The sequence below is a fragment of the Pseudomonas sp. 9.3L genome, from assembly GCF_058536285.1.
The window spans coordinates 1,819,640-1,844,671 of sequence record NZ_JBZUBK010000001.1 but is presented as its reverse complement, the minus strand read 5'-3'; the positions used below and the strand labels follow the sequence as shown (position 1 = coordinate 1,844,671).

The 25,032-nt window shown below is 60.6% G+C and carries 27 protein-coding genes; 15 read left to right on the top strand and 12 right to left on the bottom strand.

Annotated elements, in window-relative coordinates:
* Window positions 1–4: 4 nt before the first annotated feature.
* The 4 genes from AC4LE2_RS08370 to AC4LE2_RS08355 all read right to left on the bottom strand — a co-directional run bounded on the left by AC4LE2_RS08370 (window position 5) and on the right by AC4LE2_RS08355 (window position 3,862).
* On the bottom strand, window positions 5–781 hold the full coding sequence (locus AC4LE2_RS08370) for an enoyl-CoA hydratase (protein WP_491825314.1): 777 nt from the start codon (window positions 779–781) through the stop codon (window positions 5–7).
* Window positions 782–799: 18 nt separating this feature from the next.
* Window positions 800–1,984 carry an acetyl-CoA C-acyltransferase gene (locus AC4LE2_RS08365; protein ID WP_491825313.1) on the bottom strand — a complete coding sequence of 395 codons (1,185 nt, stop codon included), beginning with the start codon at window positions 1,982–1,984 and terminating at the stop codon, window positions 800–802.
* A gap of 16 nt (window positions 1,985–2,000) precedes the next feature.
* Entirely contained in the window at window positions 2,001–2,762 is a 762-nt protein-coding gene (locus AC4LE2_RS08360; protein ID WP_491828092.1) for an SDR family NAD(P)-dependent oxidoreductase, read from the bottom strand.
* 74 nt (window positions 2,763–2,836) lie between these two features.
* Window positions 2,837–3,862 (bottom strand): AraC family transcriptional regulator, encoded by a 1,026-nt coding sequence (locus AC4LE2_RS08355; RefSeq protein WP_491825312.1) that lies wholly within the window; start codon window positions 3,860–3,862, stop codon window positions 2,837–2,839.
* A 101-nt stretch (window positions 3,863–3,963) separates the two neighbouring features.
* Here AC4LE2_RS08355 and AC4LE2_RS08350 point away from each other — a divergent pair, with 101 nt between their 5' ends.
* Together AC4LE2_RS08350 and AC4LE2_RS08345 are read left to right on the top strand one after the other, a co-directional pair.
* Window positions 3,964–5,007: an alpha/beta fold hydrolase gene (locus AC4LE2_RS08350; RefSeq protein WP_491828091.1), complete on the top strand. Its 1,044-nt coding sequence runs from the start codon at window positions 3,964–3,966 to the stop codon at window positions 5,005–5,007.
* Between the two features lie 47 nt (window positions 5,008–5,054).
* Complete coding sequence (locus AC4LE2_RS08345) at window positions 5,055–6,017, top strand: D-2-hydroxyacid dehydrogenase family protein (protein ID WP_491825311.1); 963 nt, start codon at window positions 5,055–5,057, stop codon at window positions 6,015–6,017.
* A 12-nt stretch (window positions 6,018–6,029) separates the two neighbouring features.
* Here AC4LE2_RS08345 and AC4LE2_RS08340 read toward each other — a convergent pair whose 3' ends face one another.
* Window positions 6,030–6,320 (bottom strand): hypothetical protein, encoded by a 291-nt coding sequence (locus AC4LE2_RS08340; RefSeq protein WP_491825310.1) that lies wholly within the window; start codon window positions 6,318–6,320, stop codon window positions 6,030–6,032.
* A gap of 92 nt (window positions 6,321–6,412) precedes the next feature.
* Between AC4LE2_RS08340 and AC4LE2_RS08335 the strand changes: the two genes are divergently transcribed.
* Complete coding sequence (locus AC4LE2_RS08335; protein WP_491825309.1) at window positions 6,413–6,895, top strand: LEA/WHy family protein; 483 nt, start codon at window positions 6,413–6,415, stop codon at window positions 6,893–6,895.
* 18 nt (window positions 6,896–6,913) lie between these two features.
* On the opposite strand, the gene AC4LE2_RS08330 is transcribed toward AC4LE2_RS08335, so the two are convergent.
* A complete protein-coding gene (locus tag AC4LE2_RS08330; protein ID WP_491825308.1) occupies window positions 6,914–7,168 on the bottom strand; it encodes a hypothetical protein in 255 nt (84 codons plus the stop codon).
* Between the two features lie 106 nt (window positions 7,169–7,274).
* Between AC4LE2_RS08330 and AC4LE2_RS08325 the strand changes: the two genes are divergently transcribed.
* Window positions 7,275–7,586 carry a glycine zipper domain-containing protein gene (locus AC4LE2_RS08325; protein WP_491825307.1) on the top strand — a complete coding sequence of 104 codons (312 nt, stop codon included), beginning with the start codon at window positions 7,275–7,277 and terminating at the stop codon, window positions 7,584–7,586.
* On the opposite strand, the gene AC4LE2_RS08320 is transcribed toward AC4LE2_RS08325, so the two are convergent.
* On the bottom strand, window positions 7,587–8,621 hold the full coding sequence (locus AC4LE2_RS08320) for an Ldh family oxidoreductase (RefSeq protein WP_491825306.1): 1,035 nt from the start codon (window positions 8,619–8,621) through the stop codon (window positions 7,587–7,589).
* Between the two features lie 81 nt (window positions 8,622–8,702).
* Entirely contained in the window at window positions 8,703–8,891 is a 189-nt protein-coding gene (locus AC4LE2_RS08315) for a hypothetical protein (protein WP_491825305.1), read from the bottom strand.
* A 162-nt stretch (window positions 8,892–9,053) separates the two neighbouring features.
* Between AC4LE2_RS08315 and AC4LE2_RS08310 the strand changes: the two genes are divergently transcribed.
* The 4 genes from AC4LE2_RS08310 (at window position 9,054) to AC4LE2_RS08295 (ending at window position 11,487) form a co-directional block, all read left to right on the top strand.
* Window positions 9,054–9,521 carry a hypothetical protein gene (locus tag AC4LE2_RS08310; RefSeq protein WP_491825304.1) on the top strand — a complete coding sequence of 156 codons (468 nt, stop codon included), beginning with the start codon at window positions 9,054–9,056 and terminating at the stop codon, window positions 9,519–9,521.
* Between the two features lie 199 nt (window positions 9,522–9,720).
* Window positions 9,721–10,104: a Mor transcription activator family protein gene (locus tag AC4LE2_RS08305; RefSeq protein ID WP_491825303.1), complete on the top strand. Its 384-nt coding sequence runs from the start codon at window positions 9,721–9,723 to the stop codon at window positions 10,102–10,104.
* Between the two features lie 87 nt (window positions 10,105–10,191).
* Window positions 10,192–10,839 carry a DUF2589 domain-containing protein gene (locus tag AC4LE2_RS08300; RefSeq protein WP_491825302.1) on the top strand — a complete coding sequence of 216 codons (648 nt, stop codon included), beginning with the start codon at window positions 10,192–10,194 and terminating at the stop codon, window positions 10,837–10,839.
* A 120-nt stretch (window positions 10,840–10,959) separates the two neighbouring features.
* A complete protein-coding gene (locus AC4LE2_RS08295) occupies window positions 10,960–11,487 on the top strand; it encodes a DUF2589 domain-containing protein (protein ID WP_491825301.1) in 528 nt (175 codons plus the stop codon).
* On the opposite strand, the gene AC4LE2_RS08290 is transcribed toward AC4LE2_RS08295, so the two are convergent.
* Both AC4LE2_RS08290 and AC4LE2_RS08285 read right to left on the bottom strand, forming a co-directional pair.
* Complete coding sequence (locus AC4LE2_RS08290) at window positions 11,484–15,170, bottom strand: translocation/assembly module TamB domain-containing protein (RefSeq protein WP_491825300.1); 3,687 nt, start codon at window positions 15,168–15,170, stop codon at window positions 11,484–11,486. The two genes, AC4LE2_RS08295 and AC4LE2_RS08290, sit on opposite strands and share 4 nt — an antisense overlap.
* Complete coding sequence (locus AC4LE2_RS08285) at window positions 15,167–16,924, bottom strand: autotransporter assembly complex protein TamA (protein ID WP_491825299.1); 1,758 nt, start codon at window positions 16,922–16,924, stop codon at window positions 15,167–15,169. The genes AC4LE2_RS08290 and AC4LE2_RS08285 overlap by 4 nt, the downstream gene beginning before the upstream one ends.
* Window positions 16,925–17,030: 106 nt before the next feature.
* Between AC4LE2_RS08285 and xthA the strand changes: the two genes are divergently transcribed.
* Window positions 17,031–17,843, top strand: a complete 813-nt coding sequence (gene xthA / locus AC4LE2_RS08280) for an exodeoxyribonuclease III (RefSeq protein WP_491825298.1) — start codon at window positions 17,031–17,033, stop codon at window positions 17,841–17,843.
* 118 nt (window positions 17,844–17,961) lie between these two features.
* Window positions 17,962–18,894, top strand: coding sequence for a LysR family transcriptional regulator (locus tag AC4LE2_RS08275; protein ID WP_491825297.1), 933 nt, complete (start codon window positions 17,962–17,964; stop codon window positions 18,892–18,894).
* A 511-nt stretch (window positions 18,895–19,405) separates the two neighbouring features.
* Here AC4LE2_RS08275 and AC4LE2_RS08270 read toward each other — a convergent pair.
* A complete protein-coding gene (locus AC4LE2_RS08270) occupies window positions 19,406–20,071 on the bottom strand; it encodes a LexA family protein (protein WP_491825296.1) in 666 nt (221 codons plus the stop codon).
* 138 nt (window positions 20,072–20,209) lie between these two features.
* Between AC4LE2_RS08270 and AC4LE2_RS08265 the strand changes: the two genes are divergently transcribed.
* The 5 genes from AC4LE2_RS08265 to AC4LE2_RS08245 all read left to right on the top strand — a co-directional run bounded on the left by AC4LE2_RS08265 (window position 20,210) and on the right by AC4LE2_RS08245 (window position 24,322).
* Window positions 20,210–20,467, top strand: a complete 258-nt coding sequence (locus tag AC4LE2_RS08265) for a DUF6124 family protein (protein WP_491825295.1) — start codon at window positions 20,210–20,212, stop codon at window positions 20,465–20,467.
* A gap of 74 nt (window positions 20,468–20,541) precedes the next feature.
* Window positions 20,542–21,690, top strand: a complete 1,149-nt coding sequence (locus tag AC4LE2_RS08260) for a M14 family metallopeptidase (protein ID WP_491825294.1) — start codon at window positions 20,542–20,544, stop codon at window positions 21,688–21,690.
* A gap of 87 nt (window positions 21,691–21,777) precedes the next feature.
* Window positions 21,778–22,284, top strand: coding sequence for a sigma-70 family RNA polymerase sigma factor (locus AC4LE2_RS08255; protein ID WP_491825293.1), 507 nt, complete (start codon window positions 21,778–21,780; stop codon window positions 22,282–22,284).
* A complete protein-coding gene (locus AC4LE2_RS08250) occupies window positions 22,281–23,039 on the top strand; it encodes an anti-sigma factor family protein (RefSeq protein ID WP_491825292.1) in 759 nt (252 codons plus the stop codon). The genes AC4LE2_RS08255 and AC4LE2_RS08250 overlap by 4 nt, the downstream gene beginning before the upstream one ends.
* On the top strand, window positions 23,036–24,322 hold the full coding sequence (locus AC4LE2_RS08245) for a leucine-rich repeat-containing protein kinase family protein (protein ID WP_491828090.1): 1,287 nt from the start codon (window positions 23,036–23,038) through the stop codon (window positions 24,320–24,322). Before AC4LE2_RS08250 ends, AC4LE2_RS08245 begins: the two co-directional genes overlap by 4 nt.
* Here AC4LE2_RS08245 and AC4LE2_RS08240 read toward each other — a convergent pair.
* Complete coding sequence (locus AC4LE2_RS08240; RefSeq protein WP_491825291.1) at window positions 24,319–25,023, bottom strand: YebC/PmpR family DNA-binding transcriptional regulator; 705 nt, start codon at window positions 25,021–25,023, stop codon at window positions 24,319–24,321. The two genes, AC4LE2_RS08245 and AC4LE2_RS08240, sit on opposite strands and share 4 nt — an antisense overlap.
* Between the last annotated feature and the right edge of the window lie 9 nt (window positions 25,024–25,032).

Genomic DNA, 25,032 nt, shown 5'->3' with positions numbered 1-25,032 from the left:
TGGGCTAGCCGTGGGTGAACCCCGGCGGGCGTTTGGCGATGAAAGCGCTCATACCTTCCTTTTGATCCGCTGTGGCAAAGGTGGCATGGAACACGCGGCGCTCAAACCGTACGCCTTCGGCCAAACTCACCTCAAACGCCCGTGCCACGCTTTCCTTCACCATCATTGCCACCGGCAGGGACTTTTCTGCAATCACCCCGGCCACCTTCATCGCCTCTTCCAGCAGCGCGGCTTTGGGAACGATGCGGGCCACCAGGCCAGCCCGTTCCGCCTCCTCGGCGTCCATCAGGCGGCCCGTAAGGCACAGCTCCATGGCTTTGGCCTTGCCCACGGCCTTTGCCAAACGCTGAGTGCCGCCCATGCCCGGAAGTACACCCAAGTTGATTTCCGGCTGGCCAAATCGGGCGTTGTCTGCGGCCAGAATAAAATCACACATCATTGCCAGCTCACAGCCACCGCCCAAGGCATACCCGGCCACTGCGGCAACCATGGGTTTGCGCCGAGCGGCGATCCGGTCTGCCTCGCGGAACAGGTCGTCCATGTAGATACCGGGGTACTCAAGGGTTGCCATCTCTTTAATATCGGCGCCGGCGGCAAAGGCTTTCTCTGAGCCCGTGATCACGATACAGCCGATAGCAGGGTCCGCCTCGAGCTGGTCCAAGGCCTGATTCAACTCAGCCACCACCTGAGCATTGAGCGCATTCAAGGCCTGCGGCCGGTTCAGGGTCAGCAGCGCAACCCGCCCTTCGGTAGTCAGTACAATGGTTTCAAACGCTGGCATTGCAAGTGTCCTATTGAATTAGTCGATGCATTCGATGGCAACGGCCGTGGCCTCGCCACCGCCGATGCAGATGGCCGCAATACCCCGTTTGAGGGAGCGGGCGCGTAAGGCAGCGATCAGTGTGACCAGAATGCGTGCCCCTGACGCTCCGATGGGGTGACCCAGCGCGCATGCCCCGCCATTCACGTTGACGCGGTCATGGTCGATCGACAAGCGCTGCATGCAAGCGAGCGCGACCACGGCGAAGGCTTCGTTGATCTCGAACAGGTCCACATCGGCCAATGCCCAGCCGGTGCGCGACAGCACGCGCGTGATTGCACCTACCGGCGCCAAAGGGAAGCGCCCGGGCTCATCGGCGAACGCCGCGTGCCCGCGAATCACCGCCAGCGGCGTTAGCCCTTGGGCCCGCGCCTCGCTCTGGCGCATCAGCACAAGCGCCGCCGCGCCATCGGAGATGGAGCTGGCATTGGCGGCCGTGACACTCCCGCCGTCGCGAAACGCGGGCTTGAGGGTCGACATTTTTTCAGGCCGCGCCTTGGGCGGCTGTTCGTCCTCGGTCACCCACAGCAGTTCCCGGCCCACCGGGGCCTGCACCTTGATGATTTCCTCGGTGAAACTGCCGTCTTTCATGGCCCGGCGAGCGCGCTCCAACGACGCCACGGCGTAGTCGTCCTGAGCCTGACGATCGATGCCCTCGCTGACTGCGCAGTCCTCGGCAAAAGTGCCCATCAATCGCCCAGGGCTGTACGCATCCTCCAGGCCGTCCATAAACATATGGTCGATGACCCGGCCGTGCCCCATGCGATAGCCACTACGGGCTTTATCCAGCAGGTAAGGGGCATTGGACATGCTCTCCATGCCCCCCGCCACCAGGGTTCTGACATGGCCTGCCAGCAGGCAGTCATGGGCCACTATCACCGCCTGCATGCCAGAGCCACACATCTTGTTCAAGGTGGTACACGGCGTTGCGGTGGGCAACCCCGCACCCAATGCCGCTTGGCGTGCTGGCGCCTGGCCCAGACCGGCAGATAGCACGCACCCCATCAGCACCTCATCCACGGCGCTTGGCGATACCCCGGCGCGGGCAACAGCCGCCGCAATGGCAGCGCTGCCCAAGGCGGTCGCCGTCAGGCCACTCAGTACGCCTTGCAGGCCACCCATTGGCGTGCGCGCGCTGCCAACAATTATAATCGGGTCGTTCATGGTCAAGGCTCTCCTGTCAGCGCGCAGCCATGCGCAGGGCTCCGTCAAGGCGAATCACTTCACCGTTGAGCATGTCGTTGGCAATGATCTGCAGTGCAAGCGCCGCGTACTCTGCCGGCTTGCCCAGCCGGGGTGGGAAGGGCACGGCGGCGGCAAGCGACGCACGTACGTCATCGGTCATACCGGCCATCATCGGTGTCTCGAACAGGCCTGGCGCAATCGTCATTACACGGATCCCGTAGCGCGCCAGCTCACGCGCCGCCGGTAGGGTCAGGCTGGCGATGGCTCCCTTGGACGCTGCGTAGGCCACCTGGCCAATCTGCCCATCATAGGCTGCTACGGAAGCCGTATTGATGATCACCCCACGGCCGCCGTTGGCGTCAGGCGGGTTATCGACCATGGCGGCCGCCGTGAGCCGCAACAGGTTGAAGCTGCCGATGAGGTTCACATTGATGATGGCCGAAAACGCCGCCAGTTCATGGGGGCCGTCGCGCCCCAGAATGCGTGCGCCCAGAACCACGCCAGCACAATTCACCAACCCCTGTAGCGCGCCGAAGGCCTCGATACCGGTGTCAACGGCGGCCTGTGCCTGGCCTGCGTCGGTGATGTCTGCCACGGCATAAGGCATTCCCAATGCGTGGGCCTGGGCCGCAAGGGCAGTGGCATTGAGGTCTACCAGCAGCACCTTGCCGCCTGTCTCAACGATGGCCTGCGAGGTCGCTGCGCCCAGCCCGGAGGCGGCCCCGCTTACGATAAAGTGCATGTTATTGATGTCCACGTTGCCGCCCTTGTTTAACCCTTCGACCCGCCCATGCTGAAGTGGCGAGGCAGGGCCGGCAATGGCGTCGCCGCTCACTCCATGTGAGCGTTTTTGCCAGTGCCGCGTACAAGGCTGCGGTAATCGCCGGGCTTGGCATCGAACCACTGGCGAAACGCCCGGTAAAACGAACGCTCATCGGCAAAGCCCAACTGCTCGGCGATGACTGCAATGCTGTCATCGCGTTCCGCCAGCCAGGTCACTGCCCGCTCTTTGCGCAAGCTGGCCTTCACGTGCTGAAGGTTCACGCCCTGTGCCGCCAGCCGCCGCCGTAGCGTTGCCACTGACACCCCATACTCGGCGGCCAGTGCTGAGGCCTCGGGCCAGGCCGTCAGCGGGGTATTTTTAAGATGCTCTCTGATACGCTGCGCAAACCCCGAGGGGTCGCGGTATTTCACCAGCAGGTTGCCCGGCAGTCGCTGGCAAAACGTATTGAGGTCGTGTGCGCTTTGCCGTACCGGCAGGGCCAGGCAGTCCGCAGGGAACACCAACCGGGTGAAAGGCTGGTCGAACCGTAGGTTAGCGCCAAAAAACCGCTGGTAGTCGGCCGTATGTTGCGGCGTGCCACTGCGCAGCTCAACTGCGAGGATGGGCACCCGCCGGCCCGACAGCCAGCAGGTCAGCCCATGCGCAATCATCCAGAAGGTAAAGCAGGTGAACGGCCGCAGTGGCTCAGCCTGTGCGTCCGGCGTTTCAAGGGTGATGACCGCCACGCTGCGTAGTTGCTCCAGTTGGGCGCTCATACCTAGCATCAGGCGCAGGAATTCCAGCGCAAGGCACAGCCCCGCCTGCACGCTCGCTTGACCGGTAGCCGCCCGCCACAGGTGCGCCAGGCTGCCCGCGCGCAACGGGCGGGGGCCCATGTTGAAGAACTCATCGTCTAACGCACTGGCTAGTGCCGCCCAGAGCCGTGCATAGGTCGCAATGGCCACACGGGCGTCGTCATCTAGCAGGCTCGAGTGCGCAATGCCCGCTTCGACGAGCGCAAGGGTGGCCTGTTGCGGGCTGACCGCATGTAACGCCTGGCGCACCAATACGATGGAAATGCTGTCTTTGGTCATGGCCGTCCGGTGGGGCTGTGTGCCAGCCATGGTAGAGTGCCGCGACGAGAAAGTCAGCGTGGCCTGCCGTTGGCAGGCCACCCCTGTAAAAGGAGTGCATGATGCGACTGCGCGTGATCACCGGCGCCCTCGCCGGCCTACTGGCCCTATGGGCCAGCGTGGGTTCAGCCCAAGCGGCAGAACCCGCGCCCGTCTATGGTGCGGAACTTGAAGGCTTCGACTACCCCTACACCCTGCAACATTACCCTTTCGAGTCTCAGGGCCGCAGCGTACAGATGGGGTACATGGACGTGGCCGCAGCGGGTAAGGCCAACGGCCATACGGTAGTGCTGCTGCACGGTAAAAACTTCTGCGCCGCCACGTGGGAAACCACGATCAAAGCGCTGACTCAAGCAGGTTACCGCGTGGTCGCCCCCGACCAGATAGGCTTTTGCAGCGCCAGCAAGCCTGAACACTACCAATACAGCTTTCAGCAGTTGGCAACCAATACCCACGCCCTGCTCACCCAACTGGGCATAAAGGAAGCTATCGTTCTGGGGCACTCCACGGGCGGTATGCTTGCCACCCGTTACGCGCTGTTATACCCAGAGGCCACTGAGCGCCTGGTGCTGGCCAACCCTATTGGCCTGGAAGACTGGAAAGCCTTGGGTGTGCCCTACCGTAGCGTGGACGAATGGTTTGCACGGGAAGTAAAGCTGTCTGCCGACAGCATCCGCGAATACGAGCGTAAAACCTATTACGGCGGTCGGTGGGAACCCCGTTATGAGCGCTGGGTAACAATGTTGGCAGGCCTGAACAAAGGCCCTGGGCACAATGTGGTCGCTTGGAACTCGGCACTGATCTACGACATGATTTTCACCCAGCCGGTGTACTACGAGTTCCGCAATCTTAGGGTCCCGACCCTGTTGTTGATCGGCACGGCGGACACCACCGCCATTGGTAGCGACATCGCCTCGCCGCAGGTCAAGGCGACTCTGGGTCACTACGATGTGCTGGGCAAGCAGGTGGCCGGGATGATTCCAGGCGCAACCCTGGTGGAGTTCCAGGGGCTGGGCCACGCACCGCAGATGGAACAGCCTGCTCGTTTTCACCAGGCGCTACTCACCTGGCTTACCCATCCGGCAGGCGCCTCGACCACCCCCTGAGCAACGCATTGAACGCCCTTTAACCCTTCCCCTAGCGAGGAAAGACCATGAGTGAGTTACGCATCGCGGTGCTGGACGACTGGCAGGGTGTCGCCCAGTCAGTTGTCGATTGGAGCGCGCTGGCCAGTGTGGGCCAAGTAGATTTTCTACACGACTACCCTGCCAGCGGCGAGGTCATGGCGCAGCGGCTCGCCCCCTATGACGTTCTCTGCGTCATGCGTGAGCGCACGCTGTTCAATGCCCCTTTGCTCGATCAATTGCCTCGATTGAAATTGATCGTGACGGGCGGCATGCGCAATGCGGCCATCGACCTGGTAGCGGCCCAGGCGCGCGGTATCGTGACCTGTGGCAGTGCCAGCTACCGCCAGGCAGCCCCCGAGTTGACCTGGGCCTTACTGATGGCGTTAACCCGCAACCTGGTGCCAGAGGCGCTGTCCTTGCGCAGCGGGGGCTGGCAGGTGGCCCTTGGGGGTGACCTGGCAGGTAAAACCTTGGGCCTTTTAGGGCTGGGCAATATTGGCGGAACTGTCGCAGGCTATGCAAAGGCCTTCGGCATGGACGTCATCGCCTGGAGCGAGCACCTCACCGACGAGCGCGCCCAAGCCGTAGGGGCGCGCAGGGTAGAAAAACAGGCACTGTTCGAACAGGCTGACATCCTTAGCGTTCACCTGGTGCTAAGCGACCGCACCCGACACCTGGTCAATGCCCAAGCGCTGGCAGCGATGAAGCGCGGCGCCCTGCTGGTCAATACGTCGCGCGGGCCCATCGTGGATGAGCCTGCGCTTATCACGGCACTCGAGAGCGGCCGGCTTGGGGGCGCCGCTCTTGATGTGTTCGATCAGGAGCCGCTGCCGGCCGATCACCCACTGCGTCATTTACCCAATGTCCTGGCCACTCCACATATTGGCTATGTGACCGAGAACAACTACCGCCTGTTCTTCAATGCCATGATCGAGAACATCCTGGCCTGGCACGCCGGTGCGCCTATCAGAGTGCTCACGCCGGCCTGAGACCCCTTAGCCTCAGCGCTTTGGGCCAGGTTGGGGCCTTGGCGCGGGCTGTGGAAAGGTGCGGCCGTTACTCACACCACCGTTGTGTAAGCTGGGCCTGCCTTCGGGAGACGCTTGCATACCTTGCCGCTGTGCAGGGTTGCTAGGTACGGTGCCCTGCTGGCTGTTGGGGTTAATGCGCCGTGTGGGGCTGTTGAGGGGGTTGCCATTCACACCAGGGCGAGGCTCTTGGGCCGACGCAGGCCCCTGCACACACAGCGCCACAAGCATCAGCACGCCGAGGGTTTTCCAGGCTTTACACATGATGCCTCCGTTGCGTTGAATACTGCGGTTGAGCGGCTGCCGAACGCGTTGCGGCCCAGGGTGTCGCACGTAGAGAGCCTTAGGAGTTTGTCATGTTCGTTTCGCTACGCCGTGTGACCACGCTGCTCATGCTGTGTCTGAGCCTGGGGGCCTGCGCATTGTTCAACCCGCACGACCCTTTGACCGTGCAAGTTGCTGGGTTGGCGCCCGCACCCGGCGACGACTTGGAGCTGCGCCTGTTGGTCAAGCTGCGGGTACAGAACCCGAACCCCGAGCCCATTACCTATGCCGGTGTGGCCCTGAAGGTCACCGTGAATGGTCAGCCACTGGCCAGTGGCGTGAGCCCTGCACAGGGTACGGTCGGGGGTTATGGCGAGGCATTGATTTCTGTACCGGTAGCGGTCTCGGCGTTTTCTGTGGTGCGTCAGGCGTTTGGGCTCTCTACTCTACACACGGGTGAGCGTGTGACTTACCAAGTGGAGGGTAAGCTAGACGGGCCTAGGCCAGTGGGGGCGGTGAGGTTCAGTGACAAAGGCCAGTGGGACCCCAGCGTGCTGACAGCGCCAGCAGGCTAGCCCACCGCCTGCCAAGGGTTAGCGGCTGGCAGCCATCAATTTGTTGACCTCGCTGCGCACCAGGAGGGCGTAGTCCTCGGGAGACAACTGTTCAAGCTCAGCCCGTACCCACTCGGCCCATTTACCCTTGCGCCGGGGCTTTTCAGCAATCAGCCGCGCCGCTTCCGCTTTTGCTCGACCCAGGTTGGCCTTCCAGTTCTCGAAATACTTGGCCTTCTCGGCTTCAATAGCTTGGCGCTCGTCATAGGGTTTGTTGGCAAGATTCAGGCTCATGCACCTCTACCTGTAAGGACGGAAGAAGTGGCCTAGTTTACACCTCCTGCAACTTTCAGGTTCGCAGGTAATCCGATTGACCACAGTCGCAAATGAGGAACCCGCTATGGCCCGTAAACCCTCTAACCCCTTGATTGATGACCAAATCATGAATCAGGCCTTCAGTGAACTGGCGGCGTTGGTGGAAGAATCCGAAGGCCTGCTCGGCGGCGCCTATGGCCGCCGATACAGTCGTAAGGTCCGGCGTCAACTTGACCAGACCCTGCAACGTGCCTCCGCCCTAGCCAACCAAATGGCTGAAGGTATAGCCCCAGCGGTGGAGGGCACAGAACGCTATGTGCGCCAAAACCCTCTCCAGGCGCTAGGCATCGCTGCGGCTATCGGTGCGCTGATCGCCGCAGCGGTCAATCATCGCTGATCAACCTGCTGCCCACTGGTGTAGCTGTGCCAGGCGCTCTGATGCCAGCGCGATGCCCTCGCGTTGTGCCTTGGCGCGATTGAGGTAACGACGCTCCCCGGCAAGCCGGCTGACACCTGCGGCTTCCATGCGGCTTACCAACGTCGAGGCCCGCTGAGCAAAGTCGGCGCCCGCCCCTTTGGACGGGTCGATCACAATAATCAGCTGCCCTGTCCAAGGAGTCTGTGCGCCGGGGTGCTGGCTCCAGTCGAATTCGAATGAAAAATGCCCCCCGGTCAAGCCAGCCGCCAGCAATTCGACCATCATTGAGAGCGCAGAGCCCTTATGCCCACCGAAGGGCAACAATGCCCCACCCTCCAACACCGCCCGCGGGTCTGTCGTGGGTCGCCCCTCCCGATCCACTCCTGACCCTGCTGGCAGCACGTGCCCTTCCCGCGCTGCAATCTGTACGTCACCGTGGGCCAGCGCACTGGTTGCCATGTCGAACACCAGCGGCAGGCGCCCCGCGCAGGGGGCGGCGAAAGCGATAGGGTTTGTTCCAAATACGGGCTGCTTACCGCCCTCTGGCACCACACAGGTCATGCTATTGACCATGCTGAGGGCAAGCAGGCCTTCTTGGGCAAAGGGCTCGACATCCGGCCACAGCGCGGCGAAGTGATGAGAGTTGCGGATGGCCAGCACCGCAATCCCTGCCTCGCGCACCTTGCGTACCAACAGCGGCCTGGCGGCTGCCAAAGCAGGTTGAGCGAAGCCCCGGGCAGCATCCACCGCAACATAGCCGGCACCGAGGTCTTCGGTGTGGGGCACTGCTGTAGCGTCCACCCACCCACTCGCGATGGTGGCCCGGTAGCCTGCCATTCGAAAGACGCCGTGGCTCTCGGCGCCATCCTGCTGAGCCGTCGCACAATTGGCGGCAAGTACGTGCGCCACAGGGGCAGAGGCGCCGGCGTTCAGGAACACCTGCTCCAGCAGCGCAGTAAGTGCCGAATACTCGATCATTTCAGGCGCTGCGCGCGCGCCATGCGTTTGAGTCATGGCCTAGGCCCCTGTCAGTGGAAGGGCCGTTATTAAACCCGGTATGTGCAGGCACGTGTCAACGGCATTGGCACGGTGGGCTTAACGGCGTACGCGACGACGCATCACCCCGTTGATCACCACAGCGATCACCGCCACACCGATCGCGATGTACTGGAATGTCTGCTCTTGGAGGCGCCCCTGCGCTTGGAGCCAAGCCAGGCCCAGCATGATGGCGACAATGACGACAGAGAGCAGCAAAGAATATTTTAGACGTTGCATTTGGGTCATAAGCACTCATCGGTAGCGATGTCATGGGGCTGGCGCAGCTAACAGCGCCAGCAGGCGCACCATCTTAACCTGCCCGCCGCCGCTTTCCAGCCCAAGTCATTCCTGCTTAATAACCCTTTGCAGCCCGTGCAGGCTTCACCTCTTCAACCACGGAGGTTTACCATGCGTTTATTCACCTGCCTGCTTGCCCTTGTCAGCCTGGCGTCCACGCCTGCGATGGCGTTAACCCTCAACGACATTCACGAGCCTGAGCTGCGCCATTACGCTGCGACGCTAGCCCGCCAGGCGAGCAACTTTCAGTGGCAACAGCTGTGGCAAAACAGCCGTCGCGAGGGGGTTTTCAGCCCTTCCGGGCCACAGGTCCGTTTCACGCTGCCCATGCAGGATATACCGCCCCTTGTCCGTGAAACCCTGAGCCAACCGGATCAATTGGACGTGCGCTCGCGTACCACCACCTACCTGAGAAAAGAATTCGCTCCTCGCACCACGGGTGAAGTGAAGGGCCAGCCATTAACTGCCATTTGCCTCTGGATGGACTGGCGGGGTGCGCCTGAGCGGGGCTTCACTCGTGGGCTACTCAGGGACGAAGAGTTGCTTTATGTCAGCTTGTCGAAAACCAAGCCTTGCTAAGCAAGCAAGGCCCTGTACGGGTGCTCTTTTCAAGGCATAGCGAAGCATTGGCCGACACTGTGCAGAAACATTCCCTTCACCACAGGCGGAAATTTCCTCCGCAGCCAGCGTCTTTCATGCCCATGTGGCGCAGGCCGCGCCTGAGCACAATGCCTCCGCCACCCGGCTGAACGGATCCCCCACCCTGAAAGGATTTCACATGCAAACGCTGGACTTGAATCAGGTAGACACTTCACGACTTCCCCATTCTCTACGCGCGCTGATCGATTGCATCGGCGTGGAACATGCCTATCGCCTGACGCAGCTCTATGGCGGGCGGCCTCGCTATATTCCAAAGAACCCAACCCGCTCGGCCTTGGCTAAATTGCTGCCAGCAGCGGCGCTTGAAGCCTTGACGGCCCGTTTTGCCGGCACGTCTCTGGAAATTCCGAAGCCGGATCACTTCGAACGCCAGCTTCGGGACAGGCGCATTCTCGAAGAAAGCATTCAAGGCCTTTCACGGGCTGAACTGGCTAACCGATACGGGCTGAGCTTGCGCCAGATCGGCAACATCCGCCGCAGCCAGGCCGTTGCCCAGGCTTAGCTTCCTACTGCATAGATTGCATCGCAATAGGCACAGTCACAACCGCGGCCCATACCGCGCTGAACTCACTTGGAATGGATATCTCTTATGACAACTGGACACAACGAACTGATTGGCTCGGTCATCAACGCATTGCCGCTGGACCGAATGATTGCAGGCCCGCTGCAGGCTATGATTCAGGCGCAAACCGCTGCGAGTAAATCCTACGCCGACTTCCTCATGGGCGTGTGCATCCAGGACGGCAAAGCCGTCTCGGTCAAGTTCGACTACGACGAAACCATCACGGACGAAAACGGCACTTACAAGGGTACCGTTGCCAAGTCGATGCAGATCCCGCTGCTGGCGGCGGTTACCCACCCCAACATTTCGATCAGTGAAGGTACGATCGAGTTTGAGCTCAATATCACTCAAGCTTCGGAAGATACAAGCGAAACGGGCGGCAGTGCTGAAATGCAGGCTCAATTAGGTTGGGGCCCCTTCAAGATGTCGGTTAAAGGGCAGGTTAGCCATAACAAGGCGCAGACCCGCAAGACCGACACGCGCGCGCGTTATGCCTTTAATACCAAAGTGGTTCGCCAAGACCCACCTGAAGCGCTGATGCGTGTGATCGATATGCTTACAGAGGCCGCGATCAAGCCGGTACGCCTGGCAAGCTCCACCTTGAATGAAGACGAAGCCGCGTTGAGTGCTACCGCGTTGCCACCACCGCTTCCGGTCGCTAACGTTCCGACATAGGGCAAGTCAGCATCCTAATCGCGCGTTAGTACATTAACCGCCCACCCGTTGCCCTGCCTGGCCAGGGCAACACTTCGCCAAGGAGACCCTCGCGTGGGACTTTTTTCCCGGAAAGAACCCATGGTCCCCAGCGACCTGCGGGACATTACCCGTGGCCTTCATGAAGCCGCCAGCAGCGCCAATAACCTCATTGCTCAGCAGTACATCAAGCTGTTTGACCAATTCTTCGATTATGACCCCGAAGACCTTGGCACGCCGATGAAGGCAAAAATGGTAGACGTCGCTTTAGGTGACCAGTACTCCATGCAAGTACCCTTGATAACCCTGGTATCACCCCGGGGCCTTGCACTGGACACCATGACCGTGGACCTCTCGGTGAAGGTGTCGGCCACGGAAGCAGAGCGGGTGAGCCATGAACTGGAAAATGGAGACCTAACGTGCGAGCGCTTTTACGTCACCATGGGCGCACCACGCCAGGACCCCGCCCAACGCAGCCCTGAGGAAGTACAGATCAAGCTGACCTTCAAAGCGTGCGAACCGCCTGAGGCGGTGCACCGCATTATAGAGGAATACACCAAGATGATTGCCCCGCTGCGCGTTCAGCACGCCGGCGGTAGGCCTATTAAGCCCGGTGGCCTTCCCGATTAAAAATCCTTTTTGTAGAACAGGTCCAGTGAGCTTGCGACACCACTGGCCGCTTCCAGGTAAAGCTGTCGGGTTAACGCGTAGCGCAGTGCGACGGTACTGGCTGGTTCAAATACCCCCACCCCATATCGCAACGTAAGCCGGTCAGTGAGGTTGCCACTGGCGACCACACTGGTGCGGTTGCCACTGCCTTCAGTATCAAGCTGAAAATCCTGGATTCCCAAGTCTTTAGCCAGCTTCCCCGTGGTGGAAGCACTGCCCATCAGACCAAGGCCCAATGCCGCTTGAGCCAGCAGGTTACTGTCCTCACCATTGCTACTCAGCGGGCGCCCCAGCACCAGCCAGGAGAGCGCTTCCTGCTGGCTCATGGCAGGCTCCGAAAACACATCGGTCGTCGGCTGTTGCGCACTGCCGCTTAGGCGAATACCTGCGATCACATCACCGGTCTGACGAATGGCCTCTACATCCAGGTAGGGCTGATCGATTGGCCCGGTAAAGAACAGGCGCGCGCGCCGCAGCGTCAGGCGCTGGCCATAGGCCCGGTAGCGGCCGTCGCGCAGCTCCAGGGCGCCTCGGGTGTCCAGGTTGTCACCAATGTGCAAGTGCCCTACCAGGTCAGACTGCAAGCCAAAGCCACTGAAGGTGAGTTTTTCCTGGCCAACGTCTACGTTCACGTCCATGGCAATGCCGGCTTGTGCGCGAACGGGTGCTTCTCGCCCTACCACTACAGCATCGCTGGAAACCTTCACTGTAGAAGGTGGCAACTCACGAACGGTGATCGCCCCCTTTGGCACCGTAACGTTGCCACTCACTGCCAGCTTGTCATTAGCCAGGGTCAGGCGAAGGTCAGCACCCGCTTCCACATTGGCGTAAGGCGCCACCACTAAAGGAAGCCGATAGGCTTGCACTGCCATATCCAGGCTCAAAGGGCCCGACCAATCAAGCGCGCCCTTGACCTGCCCCGTACCCTGTGCACCGCTGCGCCAGGTACCTTCAAGCTGTACGTGATCCCCGCTCATGCGCGCCTCAACCCCAAGACCTTCGATAGGCAGCGGCAAGCCTGGCGCAGACAGGGCGCCCCCCGTCAACGAAAACGCCCCATTGACGTTCGGATGTAACAGCGTGCCGCCTAACTGGCCGCTGCCCTGTAACGTACCCGCGACCCGCTCGGCCTGCTCGATCAAAGGGCTGAACACACTGAGGTCCAGGGCACTAAGGTTAAAACTACCCGAGAGTGGCTTGGTCTCACCGAAGGGGTCGATCTTTGCCTGAACCGCCAGTTGACCAAGGCGACCGCCGTCGAAGTTGAGCTGGGTATCTACCAGACGAGGGGTGATTTGGCTCGCCAGGCGTAACACGCCATAGGGAAACTTCACGCGCTGATTGCCCTGTGCCACGGCAAGCATACCGTTACTCATATCCACCAGCAGCAAGCCCTTGGGACCCGTGCTGCCAAGGTCCAGCTGGACGTCAGCGCTGGCGGTGCCCTGCCAGGTCAGGCCAGGTGGAAGCCACGGCTGAATACTGGCTAATGGGAAGTCGCGCAACCGCATCTTGAGTTGTGGGTCTGGGGCCAGCTGTTGATTGTCCGTGCAAAGGCTTGCGGTGCCGGAGCGCCAGCAATGAGCGCCCAACAACACACTGCCATCGTTGTTGCGCGTCAGCGTGGCTGGTGCTTGCAAAGCCCACGCTTGTCCATGACTGGCTACCCTGCCGCTGGACACACGGCCGGCCCAGGCACCCTTCCCCCAACCGCCCTCAACGCCTAGGCCAAACACAACCACGGGGCCCTGAAGTGCCACGTCCAACCTATGGCGCTCGGCAGTACCAGCGGCACTGGCTGTGAATGCGCCCAAGTCGGTGTCTCCAGCCGCCAGGCCACTGCCCTTGAGCGTCAGGGTCGCTCGCTGACTCGCATCAAGGGCGGCGGTTACACCCAGCAACGCCACTCGGTTAGCCTGCCAAGCCAGGCGCTTGCCCTCCAGGCGCACTTGACCCTCCGGTTGATCGAGGCTGCCCTTTAGATCGACGCGGCCTATAAGCGCGCCGGCAAGGCCTGGCCAGAGCTGATCCAGGCGCGGTGCGTCCAGGGTCAAAGCCCCGTCGAGCCGGGTTTGGCTGTTGGCGTTGCCGGTGACTCGGTTAGCGCCAAGGGCGATGTCTACATCCTTAACTACCCAGCGCTCGCCATTGCCCTCTACCGAACCCTTGAACCGAGCCGGCTGGCCGCGCAGTTGACCGGTGACCCCCAATTGGGTGGTCAAGGCGATCTGCCCCGTGTTCCAGTGGCCGTTGCTGGCTACCGTGCCGCCTAATGTGCCAGGCAGGCTGGCAACCCAGTAGGCAGGGTCAAGCTTAGCCAATACCAGGTTAGCGACCCACGCTACGCCGTCGCTGAAATCAAGCTTGACCTGGCCACCCAACTCCCCGGCGCCCGCCTTTAGTTGCAGTTGCGGTAATACCAGGTGAGTCGCGTCGCCACTGAACGGGGTGAGCAGGCCGAAAGGGCCTGCCGGGCCGCTGAACTGCCCGTCCAGATTACCCAGGTAATTACCTTGGCTATAGCGCACTTGTGCTGTTATCCGCTTAGCCTGCACGGGCGGAGGTGTGGGCTGTGGATAAAGGCTTGCCCAGGGGAAATCCAACCAGTTGAGCGTCGCGTCGGCTGAAAGACCCTCTGCCCAGGCGACCGTGGCCTGAAGATCAGCGCGGTGTTCGGGGCTGGCCACCAGGCTCAGCTCGCGCAGCGTCGCGCCCTCGCTGCCGACGGTTCCCTCAAGCGCAAGCGCCACTGGGCCTTGCTCGCCTGGCAAGGTAGCGCTGCCGTGGATCGCATAGCCTTGGGCCAGGTCACCTTGTGCAGCCACTTTAAGGCCATTAAGGCGCAGAGTGGCAGGCAGTGACTGCTGGGGCGTGAAACGCTCCGATTCGAGCGTTAGCGTGGCGGGCACATGCTCTGCTAGCGGTTGCAATGCAGCCGCGAGGGTAGCGTCCAGATAGCCGGTACTGTGCAAAGTCACGTTGAGGGTCTCGGCAACATTCCCGCCAAGGGTGCCGCTTACGGCCCAGGGGCGCCCATCGACGGTAGGCAACACCCCTTCAAGCGTAAGCTCTACCGGCCAGTTACCCGTGGGCTGAACAGTGCCTTGAACGGTTAGCTGCATGTCGCCATAGCCTACGTGCAGCGTGCCCACGCGCAGCCCTTCAACACCCCAGTTCGCGGTTAACCTTACATCGCTCACCACGGGCTGCCCGGCCAAACGCAGCTCACCCAGGTGAGCCTCCCCTACGTCCAGCCCCAACGGCAACTGCAAGGTCGGTAGCGTAAAAGCCTTGTTGGGTGATGCAGGCTCACTGGCGGCACCAGGCTCGACAGCGACGCGGTTGGCGCTCAGGCGATCGACGCATAAGGTAAGGCGTAACAGGCAGGATGGTCGCCAGGCCCATAGTGGTTGCTCGACCGTGACACTCAAACCGTCAGCGCCCGTCCAGGTCAAACGGTCCGCGCTCCACTGCCCGCCCAGCCGCCCTTGGAAATCTGCGACCTCCAACCCAGGTACATGGGCAAGTACCCAGCGGCTACCACGATCGGTGCCCAGTACGCTTGCAATCAGCGCCACCGTCACCAATAGCGCAACGCTTAGCCCTGCCATGGCCAGCAGGCCCCAGCGCACTGCCCGGTTCATAACTCAGGCCCCATTGAGAAGTGCAGCCTGAACCCGCCCCCTTCATCCAGGCCGCGCGCCACGTCTACCCGAATCGGGCCCACGGGTGACACCCAACGCAGGCCGACCCCTACACCGGTTTTAAGGCTGGGCAGGCTCAGGCTATTGAAGGCGTTGCCTTGGTCTACAAAGGTCGCTACTCGCCACTTTGGCGCAATCGCGTATTGGTATTCAGCAGTACCGGCCACGGTATAACGCCCGCCGATACGGTCCCCGTCGCTGTTCTCCGGCGACAGGCTTTGGTAATCGTAGCCCCGCACGCTCTGGTCACCCCCTGCGAAGAACCGCAAGGAGGGTGGAATGGCCTTATAGCCGTTGGTAAGGCTGCCGCCTACTTGCAGGCGAGCGAGGAAACGGTGGCGTTCGAACAAGGTGGTCAACCCACGTAACTGGAGATTGGCCCGTAGCAGGTTCGCATCTGACAACAGGCCTTCCTTGGCTGCCTGCGCCTCGACATTCACACGGTAGCCCCGGTTAGGGTCTACCTTGTTATCGCTGTGCAAGTAGCTGTAGCTGATGCCCGGCATGACCAAGTTGCTTAGCCCTGTGTCATCACCCAGGCGGTATTCTTCGCGCTGCCATTTGAGTGATATGACCCGTTCCCAACCACTAGACAGTGTGCTATGCCATTCTGGCCCGGCAGTGAGCAGCTTGCTCAGCGCGTCGGTGTCACTGATCTCTTCGTATTGATAGCCCCCGGCATAGCGCATTTTGTCGGTCAGGGGAGATGCCAGCGGTACGTCGTACCACAGCCCTACGTTTTGCCGCGGGGCCGACAGCTCTGCTTCGGCTCCGTAGCTATGCCCTTGCGGGTTCACCCAATGGCGCGTCCAGTTGGCCTTGAGCCGAGGGCCTACGTCTGTGGAGTAGCCGCCGCCCAGGCCCAAGGTGCGGGGTGCGCGGGCGGTAAGGTTTACCGTAACCGGGATACGGTGTTGAGCACTGGGTTGGGGCGAGGCGTCTACAATGACACCTTGGAAATACCCGCTGGCCTGCAAGTCGTGGTTGAGCTGAGCCACCAGGTCTGCGTTGTACGGGTCCCCTGGGGTGAAGGGCACCAGACGGCGCAGCAGGTCGGTGGCAATGATGGAGTCCCCTTTGAAGCCGACTTCACCGAAGGTATAGCGAGGCCCGCTCTGGTAGTGCAGCACGATATCAGCGGTGCCCGCTGCAGGATCGACCAACAGCTGTTGCTGCTCGAAATGGCCATCGAAGAACCCGAAGCGTGAAGCCTGATTAAGAATGAGCCGCTTGGCATCCTCGTAATGGCCGTGGTTCAAGGTTGCCCCTGGCGCCAACGCAGGCCCACGCGGCACCACGAAGGTGCGCAAGCTACTGGCGGGGCCGCTTACGCGAATCGACACCTGCCGCAAGCGAACCGGCTCGCCCGGCTGAACATTGACCCGCAACGTGGGCTGCTGGCCTCCGGTGACCTTCGCCTCGACCTTGGCATGGTAATAACCCAGCGCCTCTACCGCAGTGCGCGCTTGCACTTCGGCGGTACGACGCATCTGCTCCAGCGCACGCTCGTCCCGATCCGCCACGCTGCCCACGTACGCCTCGATATTGGCACGTAGTGCGGGATTAGGCGGCGTGAGCGCAACCTGGAGGCGCCCTTGCGCCGCAGCGCCGTGCGTATAAGCACTTGCCGCAAGCCCGCTTGCCGCAAGCCAGGCGAGCCATAGCCCGCCCTGTGTTCGTCTTGAATGCCTCATGGGGGCGATCTTAACACGCTAAGCGCATCGGCCCGAACCTCTCCCTTTCGCTAGCCTGCTCCCGGCGGGTCCGCTAGGATCAGCTTTTTTACAAGGTAGCCGGGTCATGAAAATCGTTTCATTCAACATCAATGGCCTTCGTGCACGCCCTCATCAGCTGGCCGCGTTGATCGAGAAACATCGCCCGGATGTCATCGGCCTGCAGGAAACCAAAGTAGCGGACGACCAGTTTCCGCTGGACGCCATCAAAGCCTTGGGGTACGAGGTTCACTACCATGGGCAAAAGAGCCACTACGGCGTGGCACTGCTGTCGCTCAAGCCACCCCTGGCGTTGCATAAAGGATTTCATACCGATGACGAGGAGGCCCAGCGACGCTTGATCGTTGGCCAATTCGAGGACGATCAGGGTCAAGCCATTACCATCATCAATGGCTATTTCCCCCAGGGCGAAAGCCGCGACCACCCCACCAAATTTCCGGCCAAGCAGCGGTTTTATAACGACTTGCAGCAGTTGCTTGAAACGCAGCATTCGAGCACAGCGCCCCTCGTGGTGATGGGCGACCTTAATATTTCCCCTGAGGATACCGACATCGGCATTGGCCCGGACAGCATGAAGCGGTGGCTACGCAGCGGCAAATGCAGCTTCCTTCCCGAGGAGCGGGAATGGTTGGCGCGGCTCAAACAGTGGGGGCTGATCGATACCTGGCGGCACTTGCATCCGGAGGTGGATGACCAGTTCAGTTGGTTCGATTACCGCAGCCGGGGCTTTGAGGACACGCCCAAGCGGGGGCTAAGGATCGACCTGATCATGGTCTCTGCCGGCCTTGTGCCCAGGGTGAAGGCTGCAGGGATCGACTACGCGCTCAGGGCTATGGAGAAGCCGTCCGATCACGCGCCCATCTGGTTGGAACTGGCCTAGCCATTCTATTCACTCACGCCTATTCACCAGCAAACCATTGCTATCGGTGTCACGCCTTTATACGCCTGGTGTATAAGCGTGAGGCATACCCTTTCATAACCCATCAAGCCTGCTGCCTATGAACCTGAGCGATGTGGACCTAAACCTGTTCGTGGTCTTCGACGCGATCTATACCGAAGCCAACCTGACGCGTGCTGGGCAGATCGTCGGGATTACCCAACCTGCCGTGTCCAATGCGCTGGCCCGGCTGCGCGAAACCTTCAACGACCCGCTGTTCGTCCGTACGGCCCAAGGCATGGTGCCTACACCCATGGCGCAGAACATCATACAGCCGGTGCGCAGCGCGTTGGCGCTGCTACGCGTATCGGTTCAGGAAAGCCACCTGTTCGATCCTGCCACGGCCGCCAAGACCTTCCGCATCAGCATGGCTGATTTTACTGAAGCAGTGGTGCTGCCGCCGCTGATACGCAGGCTGTGCCTGGCAGCGCCGGCAGTGATGATCGAAAGCTTTCTATGCAAGCGTCGAGAAACTACAAAAGAGCTGGCCGCCGGCAGGCTGGACTTCGCCGTGGATGCACCCTTGAATACAGACCCACAGGTACGCCATGTAAAACTCACGGAGGACCATTACGTCTGTGCGATGCGGCCTGGTCACCCGCTTGAAGGCCAGCCGCTTACCCTGGCGAATTACCTGGCGCAAGCTCATATCCACGTATCCAGCAGGCGTAATGGCCTTGGCGAGGTAGACCTGGCGCTTGGCAAGATGGGCTTGCAGCGCAAGATCACCCTCAGGTCTCAGCACTACATGATGGCGGCCCAGGCGTTACGGCATACCGACATGGTTATCACCGTTCCCGAACGTTTTGCGCTGCGCCATGGATTGCCTTGCAGCCCCCTGCCCTTGCCTGAAGTGAGTAAGGTAGAAACCCATCTGTATTGGCACGAGACGACCGATCAAGACCCCGCCAACCAATGGATGCGGGAGCAACTGATCCAGATTTGCGCCTCGCTGATTACGCACCCGGCGTTGGTCAACGCTGAATCAGAATAATGTGAACAAAGTGTTACCTGTAGGTTAGAGGCCCCAGGCAAAGCGGGTAACGCAGAAACACATTCATGACGAATTGCCTCCTGCAGCCTTGAATAGATTTTTAAATAATTGATAAATAAAGACTTATTAAAGTTGGCACGCTGCCTGCTATGTTCTCTGGCATAAGAACAATAAAAGGCATGCTTCACCCAATAACAACAATATGAACGGCTCTGGCATAACAAGAACAACCGCGACAGAGACGAAGCCAACAGATTTTTTTGAGGAAGGTGCGTTTTCCAGGGCAGTACCCGCCACTGATCACACAGAATAAAACTGCCCTGAGGCAGCAGGTGACCGGTTGGACTTAAGGTGGGGATGGATCAGCGCTCAAAAAAATACGTTTGCTTTTGGTTCCTCATGGAATCCACTACGCACGGGCCGCTGACAATAAAAACAACAGGCGGCCTGAGACCAATAATAAGAGCAACTGCGACACACCTTGAGGGGAGCTTCGGCTCCCCTCGTGCATTCAAACGAGGTTCAATATCGCCCTCACTACCACGCCCTTCACTTGCCAGCCAGGCTCCCAGCTCAGTACAGGCCAGGTGCTATTCAACGCCCGCAGGTAACGCCGCCCGCCTTCTTCTACCAGCTCCCTGAACACGGCCTGTTGCTGTTGAGGTGCGCTGACCACCACCAAGCTACCGTTCACAGGCCGGGCCTGAGGGTCTACCAGAATAAGCGCCCCCGAGGGCACGCTTCGCCCGTGGGCTGCGCTCATGCTCTCACCCTCAACGGCCAACCAGAACGCCGGCCCTACGGCGTGGTAATCCGATAAGTGATGAATGCCCGTGCTATGCCGCGCAATAGAAGGCGCATCGTCTGCGGCCGCCGACCATTCCAGCAGCGGATAATTGAAGCCTGGGCCGCTGATGGCCCACTCCGGGCCCACTTCGGTGGGCGCGACACCGTAGCTGGAGCGCTGCTCGCTGACCCGGAGGATTTGCACTACTTCAAGATCCACTTCGCCCAGCTCGCGCAAGACGCTGTTCATAGTGTCGAGGTCCGGTTGGCGACGCCCGCTCAGCCAGTGGTTGAGCGCACCTTGGGAGCGATTGATGCGCTCCGCCAACTGCTCCTGCGTAAGCCTGCGCTCACGCATTTTTTGTTTAACGAGTTCGATCCAGGTTTCCATGGCGCGTACCTTAACCGCTGGCACAAAGGGAGCCATACACACTGCGTAATATAATCCGGGCCCATGAGATTCAAGACGTAATTATACTGACGCTTCACTGAATCGCCACCTTGTCTATCCTCTACGCATGGAGCCCCTATGGAACACACCCTTTATCCTCCACCTCACCCCTTCATGGCCACGCCAAGCCTGGGGACTACCCCTGCACTCTCCCATGCAGAGGCGTTATTGCGCTGCGCATCGGCGGTGGCGTACGAAAGCGCTGATCATCATCGGGGTGAAGCCCGGTATCTGGCGCTCACTGTCGTTCACCTGGTGGACATGGCCCGCACTCTGGTCATACAAGGCTTGGAAGCAGGCCCCGCTACTGTAGTGACACCGGCGCCTGAACACTGACACCACGCATAGCCCAGTGCAATGTTACCTACGGCAAGGTGTACACTTTGATTTTTTCCATAGCGAAAAATCATATGCACACCCTGTCAGATTCCGTTCATATCAGCGCAGACTTCGACACCGGTAATATTCAGGTACTGGATGCCACTGATCCGTCCCGCATTCGTTTGGCCATCCGCCCCGACACCCGCAGCGATCATTTTCAGTGGTTCCACTTCAAGGCGCAGGGTTTACAGCCCGGTCAGGCCTATACCTTTGTGCTGGAGAACGCCGGGCAGTCCTCGTACCCACAAACGTGGCACGGTTATAACCCGGCCACATCCTACGATGGCGCCAACTGGTTCCGGGTACCCGGCACCTTTGATGGTCGCACCCTTACGTTCAAATTGGTGGCCAAGCACCCTACCGTGTCCTTTGCGTACTTCGAACCTTATCGAGAAGCACGGCATGTGGCGCTGCTCGCCCGTGCAGAGCACGTGCCGGGTGTGGCGCTGCTAGCTGAAGGCAAAAGCCTGGAAGGCAGGCGCCTGCCGTTGTTCCGCGCTGGGACTGGCGCGCCTGGCAAGCGTAAGCTTTGGATCATTGCCCAGCAGCACCCAGGCGAACATATGGCCGAGTGGTTCATGGAAGGGGTCATAGAAGCGCTGGAGCAGAATGAGCCTTGGATGCAAGCCTTGCTAGAACAGGCTGAGCTGTATTTTGTGCCGAACATGAACCCAGACGGTACCTTCCACGGCCACCTGCGTACCAACGCCGCAGGGCTGGACCTCAACCGTGCCTGGCAAAATGCAAGCCCTGAGCACAGCCCTGAAGTCTATTTCGTACAGCAGCACATGGCGGCCCATGGCGTGGACTTGTTCATAGACGCCCACGGCGACGAGGGGATTCCTCACGTATTCACTGCTGCTTGCGAGGGCAATCCTCGCTACACCCCACGTATCGCTGAGCTTGAAACCACGTTCCGCAACGCACTCTGTGCACAGACCCCAGATTTTCAACAAACCTACGGTTATACCCGAGACTTGCCGGGGCATGCCAATATGCGCCTGGCCTGCCATGCCGTTGGGCAAGGCTACGACTGCCTGGCCATGACCCTGGAAATGCCTTTCAAAGACCATGCCGATGCGCCTAACCCTCACACCGAATGGTCAGGCCAGCGTTCTATCCAGCTGGCTAAAGACCTGCTGAAGGTTGCTGCGTCAATGGCGCCTAAGCTGCGCTAACGGTCGGTAGGGCCCGCTTTCAGGATGAAAGCGGGAATAAACTGCGCTGGTCAGCGTCCAGCAAGTTCTAGCAACGACACTGATCCTATGGCCGACCTGAACGAACAATTGCGCGATGTGCTGCCCAGACTCCGACGGTTTGCCTTGTCACTTACGCGTGACAGCACTAACGCCGATGACCTGGTGCAGGCAACCCTTGAGCGCGCGCTGAGCCGATGGACCACCAAACGCGCCGAAGGCGACCTGCGGGCCTGGTTATTCGCGATCTTGTATCGGCGCTTCGTGGACAGCCACCGCAGTGCCAAGCGGTATGCCCGTATGCTTGAATTCTTCAGTGGCAAGGAGGAGGCACTGCCCTCTGCGGAGCGTACGGTGGTTGCGCAGGCGGCCTTGAGCGCGTTCGACCTATTGAAGCCAGAACAGCGAGCCTTGCTGTTTGCCATTACCGTCGAAGGCCTGACCTACCAGCAGGCAGCGGACATGCTGGGGGTACCCATCGGCACGGTTATGTCACGCCTGTCCCGCGCCCGCAAAGCGCTTCATCACTTGACCGAAGGCGAGATTACCCGCCCTACCTTGCGGATGTTGAAATGATCGTTCTGCCCCCGTCCGATGACGACCTGCACGCCTACATCGATTTGCACCTGAGCTTGGAAGACCGGCTACGCCTGGAGGCCTGGCTCGAAGCGCACCCCGACGTGAAGGCACAGGTATGGGCCTGGCAACAAGACGCCCACCAGCTGCGTGCAGCCTGGAGCGGGGCCTTGCAGCAGGCGCCCAACCCTAACCTGGACCCTACCCAGGTGCAGCGCGCCCTGCGCCATCGTCGAACACGACGCCTGGCTCAAGCGGCCGTTTTGATGATGGCGGTTGGTGTTGGCGCATGGGGCGGCTGGCAAGCCCGAGGCCCTGGTCAGACTCTGGCGGCCGCGCCCATGACTGACGCCTTGCAGGCTTACCGCCTGTTCGCAGCACAAGGCACTCTGCCTGCAGACTATTCGTCCAACGACAGTACCGAGCTTCAAGCCTGGCTGGACCGCTACTTCCGCAGCGCCCAGCGCTTGCCAGACTTGGCCGCTGCAGGGTTCCGCCCACGCAGTGCCCGCCTGCTCAGCACTGACCAAGGCCCAGCCGCGATGGTGGTGTACGAAAGTACAAACGGGCAGCGTGCCAGTTTCTATGTGCGCCCCCCTGGCCCCGGCTATCACCTGCTACCCCGTGGCTCACGCCGTGACGGTGAGCTTGAAGCGGATTACTGGTCAGACCCTACCTACAACTACGCAATGGTCAGTACCCTGGGCGCGCCTACCCGTGATGTGCTCAATCAGGCGATAGGAGGCGGCATCTGAATACCTTGGACGCACTTAGAGCGGGAAAATTGGCCGGCGCCACTCGCCTGGACCTGAACGGGCTGCACCTCGATCACGTGCCGCCTGAAGTGCTTAGCCTGGCCGATACGCTCGAAGTACTCAACCTCAGCGACAACCAGTTGGTGGCCTTGCCCGCCTGGCTGCCCCAACTAACACGGTTGAACGTGGTGTTCTGCTCCTTGAACCCGTTTACCCTGCTGCCTACGGTATTGGGCGAATGTCCGGCACTGGAAATGATCGGCTTTAAAGGCTGTCACATCACGACTGTCCCACTGGAAGCGCTGCCGGGCACGCTGCGCTGGCTGATACTGACGGATAACCGCATCAGCCAGTTACCTGAGGCTTTTGACCGTTTTCCCCGGCTGCAAAAGCTGATGCTGGCAGGGAATCACTTGCGTACCTTGCCGCCGGGTTTGGCTGAATGCACGGCGCTGGAGCTGTTGCGCATCGCCTCCAACACCCTGGACACGCTGCCGTCCTGGCTGTTCAACTTGCCTCGACTGGCCTGGCTTGCGTACGCAGGCAACCCATTACACCCACACCTGCGCCTTGATAGCCTGCCTCGCCACGCTGCCATTCGCTGGTCAGATCTGACTGTAGGGGCAACCTTGGGTGAAGGCGCATCAGGCACGGTGTACCGTGCGGCCTATGAAAACGAGCAGGTAGCCGTCAAGGTGTTCAAGGGGTCTCGCACCAGCGATGGCTCACCCTACGACGAGATTGCGGCGTCTGTACAAGCGGGCCGCCATGCGAATCTGGTGCCCTTGCGGGCGCCCTTGGAGGGGCACCCGTCGGGGTTGCCTGGCCTGGTAATGGACGTAGTGCCTCCGGCATACCAGCGTCTCGCTCACCCGCCGAGCCTGAGCAGTTGTACGCGAGACCAATACGACGCAGGCGCGCTCTTTCACCTGGAGCCAGCGCGCAGGCTGCTCTACAGCGTGGCGCAGGCTGCCACGCATCTGCACCAGCGGGGCATCTTGCATGGCGACCTGTATGGGCACAACCTGATGGTGCGCCACGACGGTCACACGCTACTGAGCGATTTCGGTGCAGCCAGCGCTTATCGACCAGATGACAGCCCACAAGCGCTGGCCCTTGAGGCAATCGAAGTACGGGCCTTCGGGATCCTGCTGGAAGAAATCCACTCACGCTGTGCGCTGGCGCCTTCAGCGTGGAAGCAGCTGAGCGAAGCGTGTCAGCAGCCAGTACCGGCCGCCCGGCCACGGTTCGTGGACCTACTGGCGGCGTTGGCAGCGCGTTAGCCTTTCAAGCCCACATAAACGTTCTGGACGTCATCATGGCCATCGATAGCGTCCAGGAAGGCCTCCACCTCAGCCAACTGCGTTTCGTCGCTGAGGCCGACGGGGTTTTTAGGCATGTAGCCGATTTTGGCTGACAGCACCTCGAACCCTTGTTCGGGCAATGCTTTCTGTACGGCATCAAGGTCGGCAGGCGCGGTGATGAACAAGGTAGCGCCCTCCTCGGCAGGCTCGCAGTCCTCAGCGCCGGCCTCGATGGCGGCTTCTTCTGGGTCCAGGCCTTCTTTTTTTGGCGCGGCTTCGATCATGCCACAGTGGTTGAAGTCCCAAGACACCGAGCCCTCGGCGCCCAACTGCCCCTTGCGAAACAGTACCCTGATCTCTGCAACTGTACGCTTGACGTTGTCGGTAAGGCACTCAACGATCACCGGCACTTGGTGCGGCGCAAAACCTTCGTATTTGACCAAGGTGTAGTTGACCACCTCACCACTCAACCCTGCACCCTTATTGATCGCGCGTTCCAGGGTTTCACGGGTCATAGAGGCTTTTTTCGCCTGCTCTACGGCCAAGCGCAGGCGGGGGTTCATGTCAGGGTCGGCACCATTGCGCGCCGCGATTTGAATCTCCTTGGCCAGCTTGCCGAAAATCCGCCCTTTGGCATTGGCCGCTGCTTCTCTGTGCTTAGCTTTCCACTGTGCGCCCATAGCTACTCT

Coding starts and splice junctions, on each gene's coding strand:
- AC4LE2_RS08255 (WP_491825293.1), top strand. CDS start 21,778: ATGGCCGACCTGAACGAACAATTGCGCGATGTGCTGCCCAGACTCCGA.
- AC4LE2_RS08320 (WP_491825306.1), bottom strand. CDS start 8,621: ATGACTCAAACGCATGGCGCGCGCGCAGCGCCTGAAATGATCGAGTAT.
- AC4LE2_RS08335 (WP_491825309.1), top strand. CDS start 6,413: ATGTTCGTTTCGCTACGCCGTGTGACCACGCTGCTCATGCTGTGTCTG.
- AC4LE2_RS08315 (WP_491825305.1), bottom strand. CDS start 8,891: ATGACCCAAATGCAACGTCTAAAATATTCTTTGCTGCTCTCTGTCGTC.
- AC4LE2_RS08370 (WP_491825314.1), bottom strand. CDS start 781: ATGCCAGCGTTTGAAACCATTGTACTGACTACCGAAGGGCGGGTTGCG.
- AC4LE2_RS08305 (WP_491825303.1), top strand. CDS start 9,721: ATGCAAACGCTGGACTTGAATCAGGTAGACACTTCACGACTTCCCCAT.
- AC4LE2_RS08340 (WP_491825310.1), bottom strand. CDS start 6,320: ATGTGTAAAGCCTGGAAAACCCTCGGCGTGCTGATGCTTGTGGCGCTG.
- AC4LE2_RS08310 (WP_491825304.1), top strand. CDS start 9,054: ATGCGTTTATTCACCTGCCTGCTTGCCCTTGTCAGCCTGGCGTCCACG.
- AC4LE2_RS08355 (WP_491825312.1), bottom strand. CDS start 3,862: ATGACCAAAGACAGCATTTCCATCGTATTGGTGCGCCAGGCGTTACAT.
- AC4LE2_RS08275 (WP_491825297.1), top strand. CDS start 17,962: ATGAACCTGAGCGATGTGGACCTAAACCTGTTCGTGGTCTTCGACGCG.
- AC4LE2_RS08265 (WP_491825295.1), top strand. CDS start 20,210: ATGGAACACACCCTTTATCCTCCACCTCACCCCTTCATGGCCACGCCA.
- AC4LE2_RS08325 (WP_491825307.1), top strand. CDS start 7,275: ATGGCCCGTAAACCCTCTAACCCCTTGATTGATGACCAAATCATGAAT.
- AC4LE2_RS08290 (WP_491825300.1), bottom strand. CDS start 15,170: ATGAACCGGGCAGTGCGCTGGGGCCTGCTGGCCATGGCAGGGCTAAGC.
- AC4LE2_RS08260 (WP_491825294.1), top strand. CDS start 20,542: ATGCACACCCTGTCAGATTCCGTTCATATCAGCGCAGACTTCGACACC.
- AC4LE2_RS08250 (WP_491825292.1), top strand. CDS start 22,281: ATGATCGTTCTGCCCCCGTCCGATGACGACCTGCACGCCTACATCGAT.
- AC4LE2_RS08270 (WP_491825296.1), bottom strand. CDS start 20,071: ATGGAAACCTGGATCGAACTCGTTAAACAAAAAATGCGTGAGCGCAGG.
- xthA (WP_491825298.1), top strand. CDS start 17,031: ATGAAAATCGTTTCATTCAACATCAATGGCCTTCGTGCACGCCCTCAT.
- AC4LE2_RS08285 (WP_491825299.1), bottom strand. CDS start 16,924: ATGAGGCATTCAAGACGAACACAGGGCGGGCTATGGCTCGCCTGGCTT.
- AC4LE2_RS08300 (WP_491825302.1), top strand. CDS start 10,192: ATGACAACTGGACACAACGAACTGATTGGCTCGGTCATCAACGCATTG.
- AC4LE2_RS08240 (WP_491825291.1), bottom strand. CDS start 25,023: ATGGGCGCACAGTGGAAAGCTAAGCACAGAGAAGCAGCGGCCAATGCC.
- AC4LE2_RS08295 (WP_491825301.1), top strand. CDS start 10,960: ATGGTCCCCAGCGACCTGCGGGACATTACCCGTGGCCTTCATGAAGCC.
- AC4LE2_RS08345 (WP_491825311.1), top strand. CDS start 5,055: ATGAGTGAGTTACGCATCGCGGTGCTGGACGACTGGCAGGGTGTCGCC.
- AC4LE2_RS08350 (WP_491828091.1), top strand. CDS start 3,964: ATGCGACTGCGCGTGATCACCGGCGCCCTCGCCGGCCTACTGGCCCTA.
- AC4LE2_RS08330 (WP_491825308.1), bottom strand. CDS start 7,168: ATGAGCCTGAATCTTGCCAACAAACCCTATGACGAGCGCCAAGCTATT.
- AC4LE2_RS08365 (WP_491825313.1), bottom strand. CDS start 1,984: ATGAACGACCCGATTATAATTGTTGGCAGCGCGCGCACGCCAATGGGT.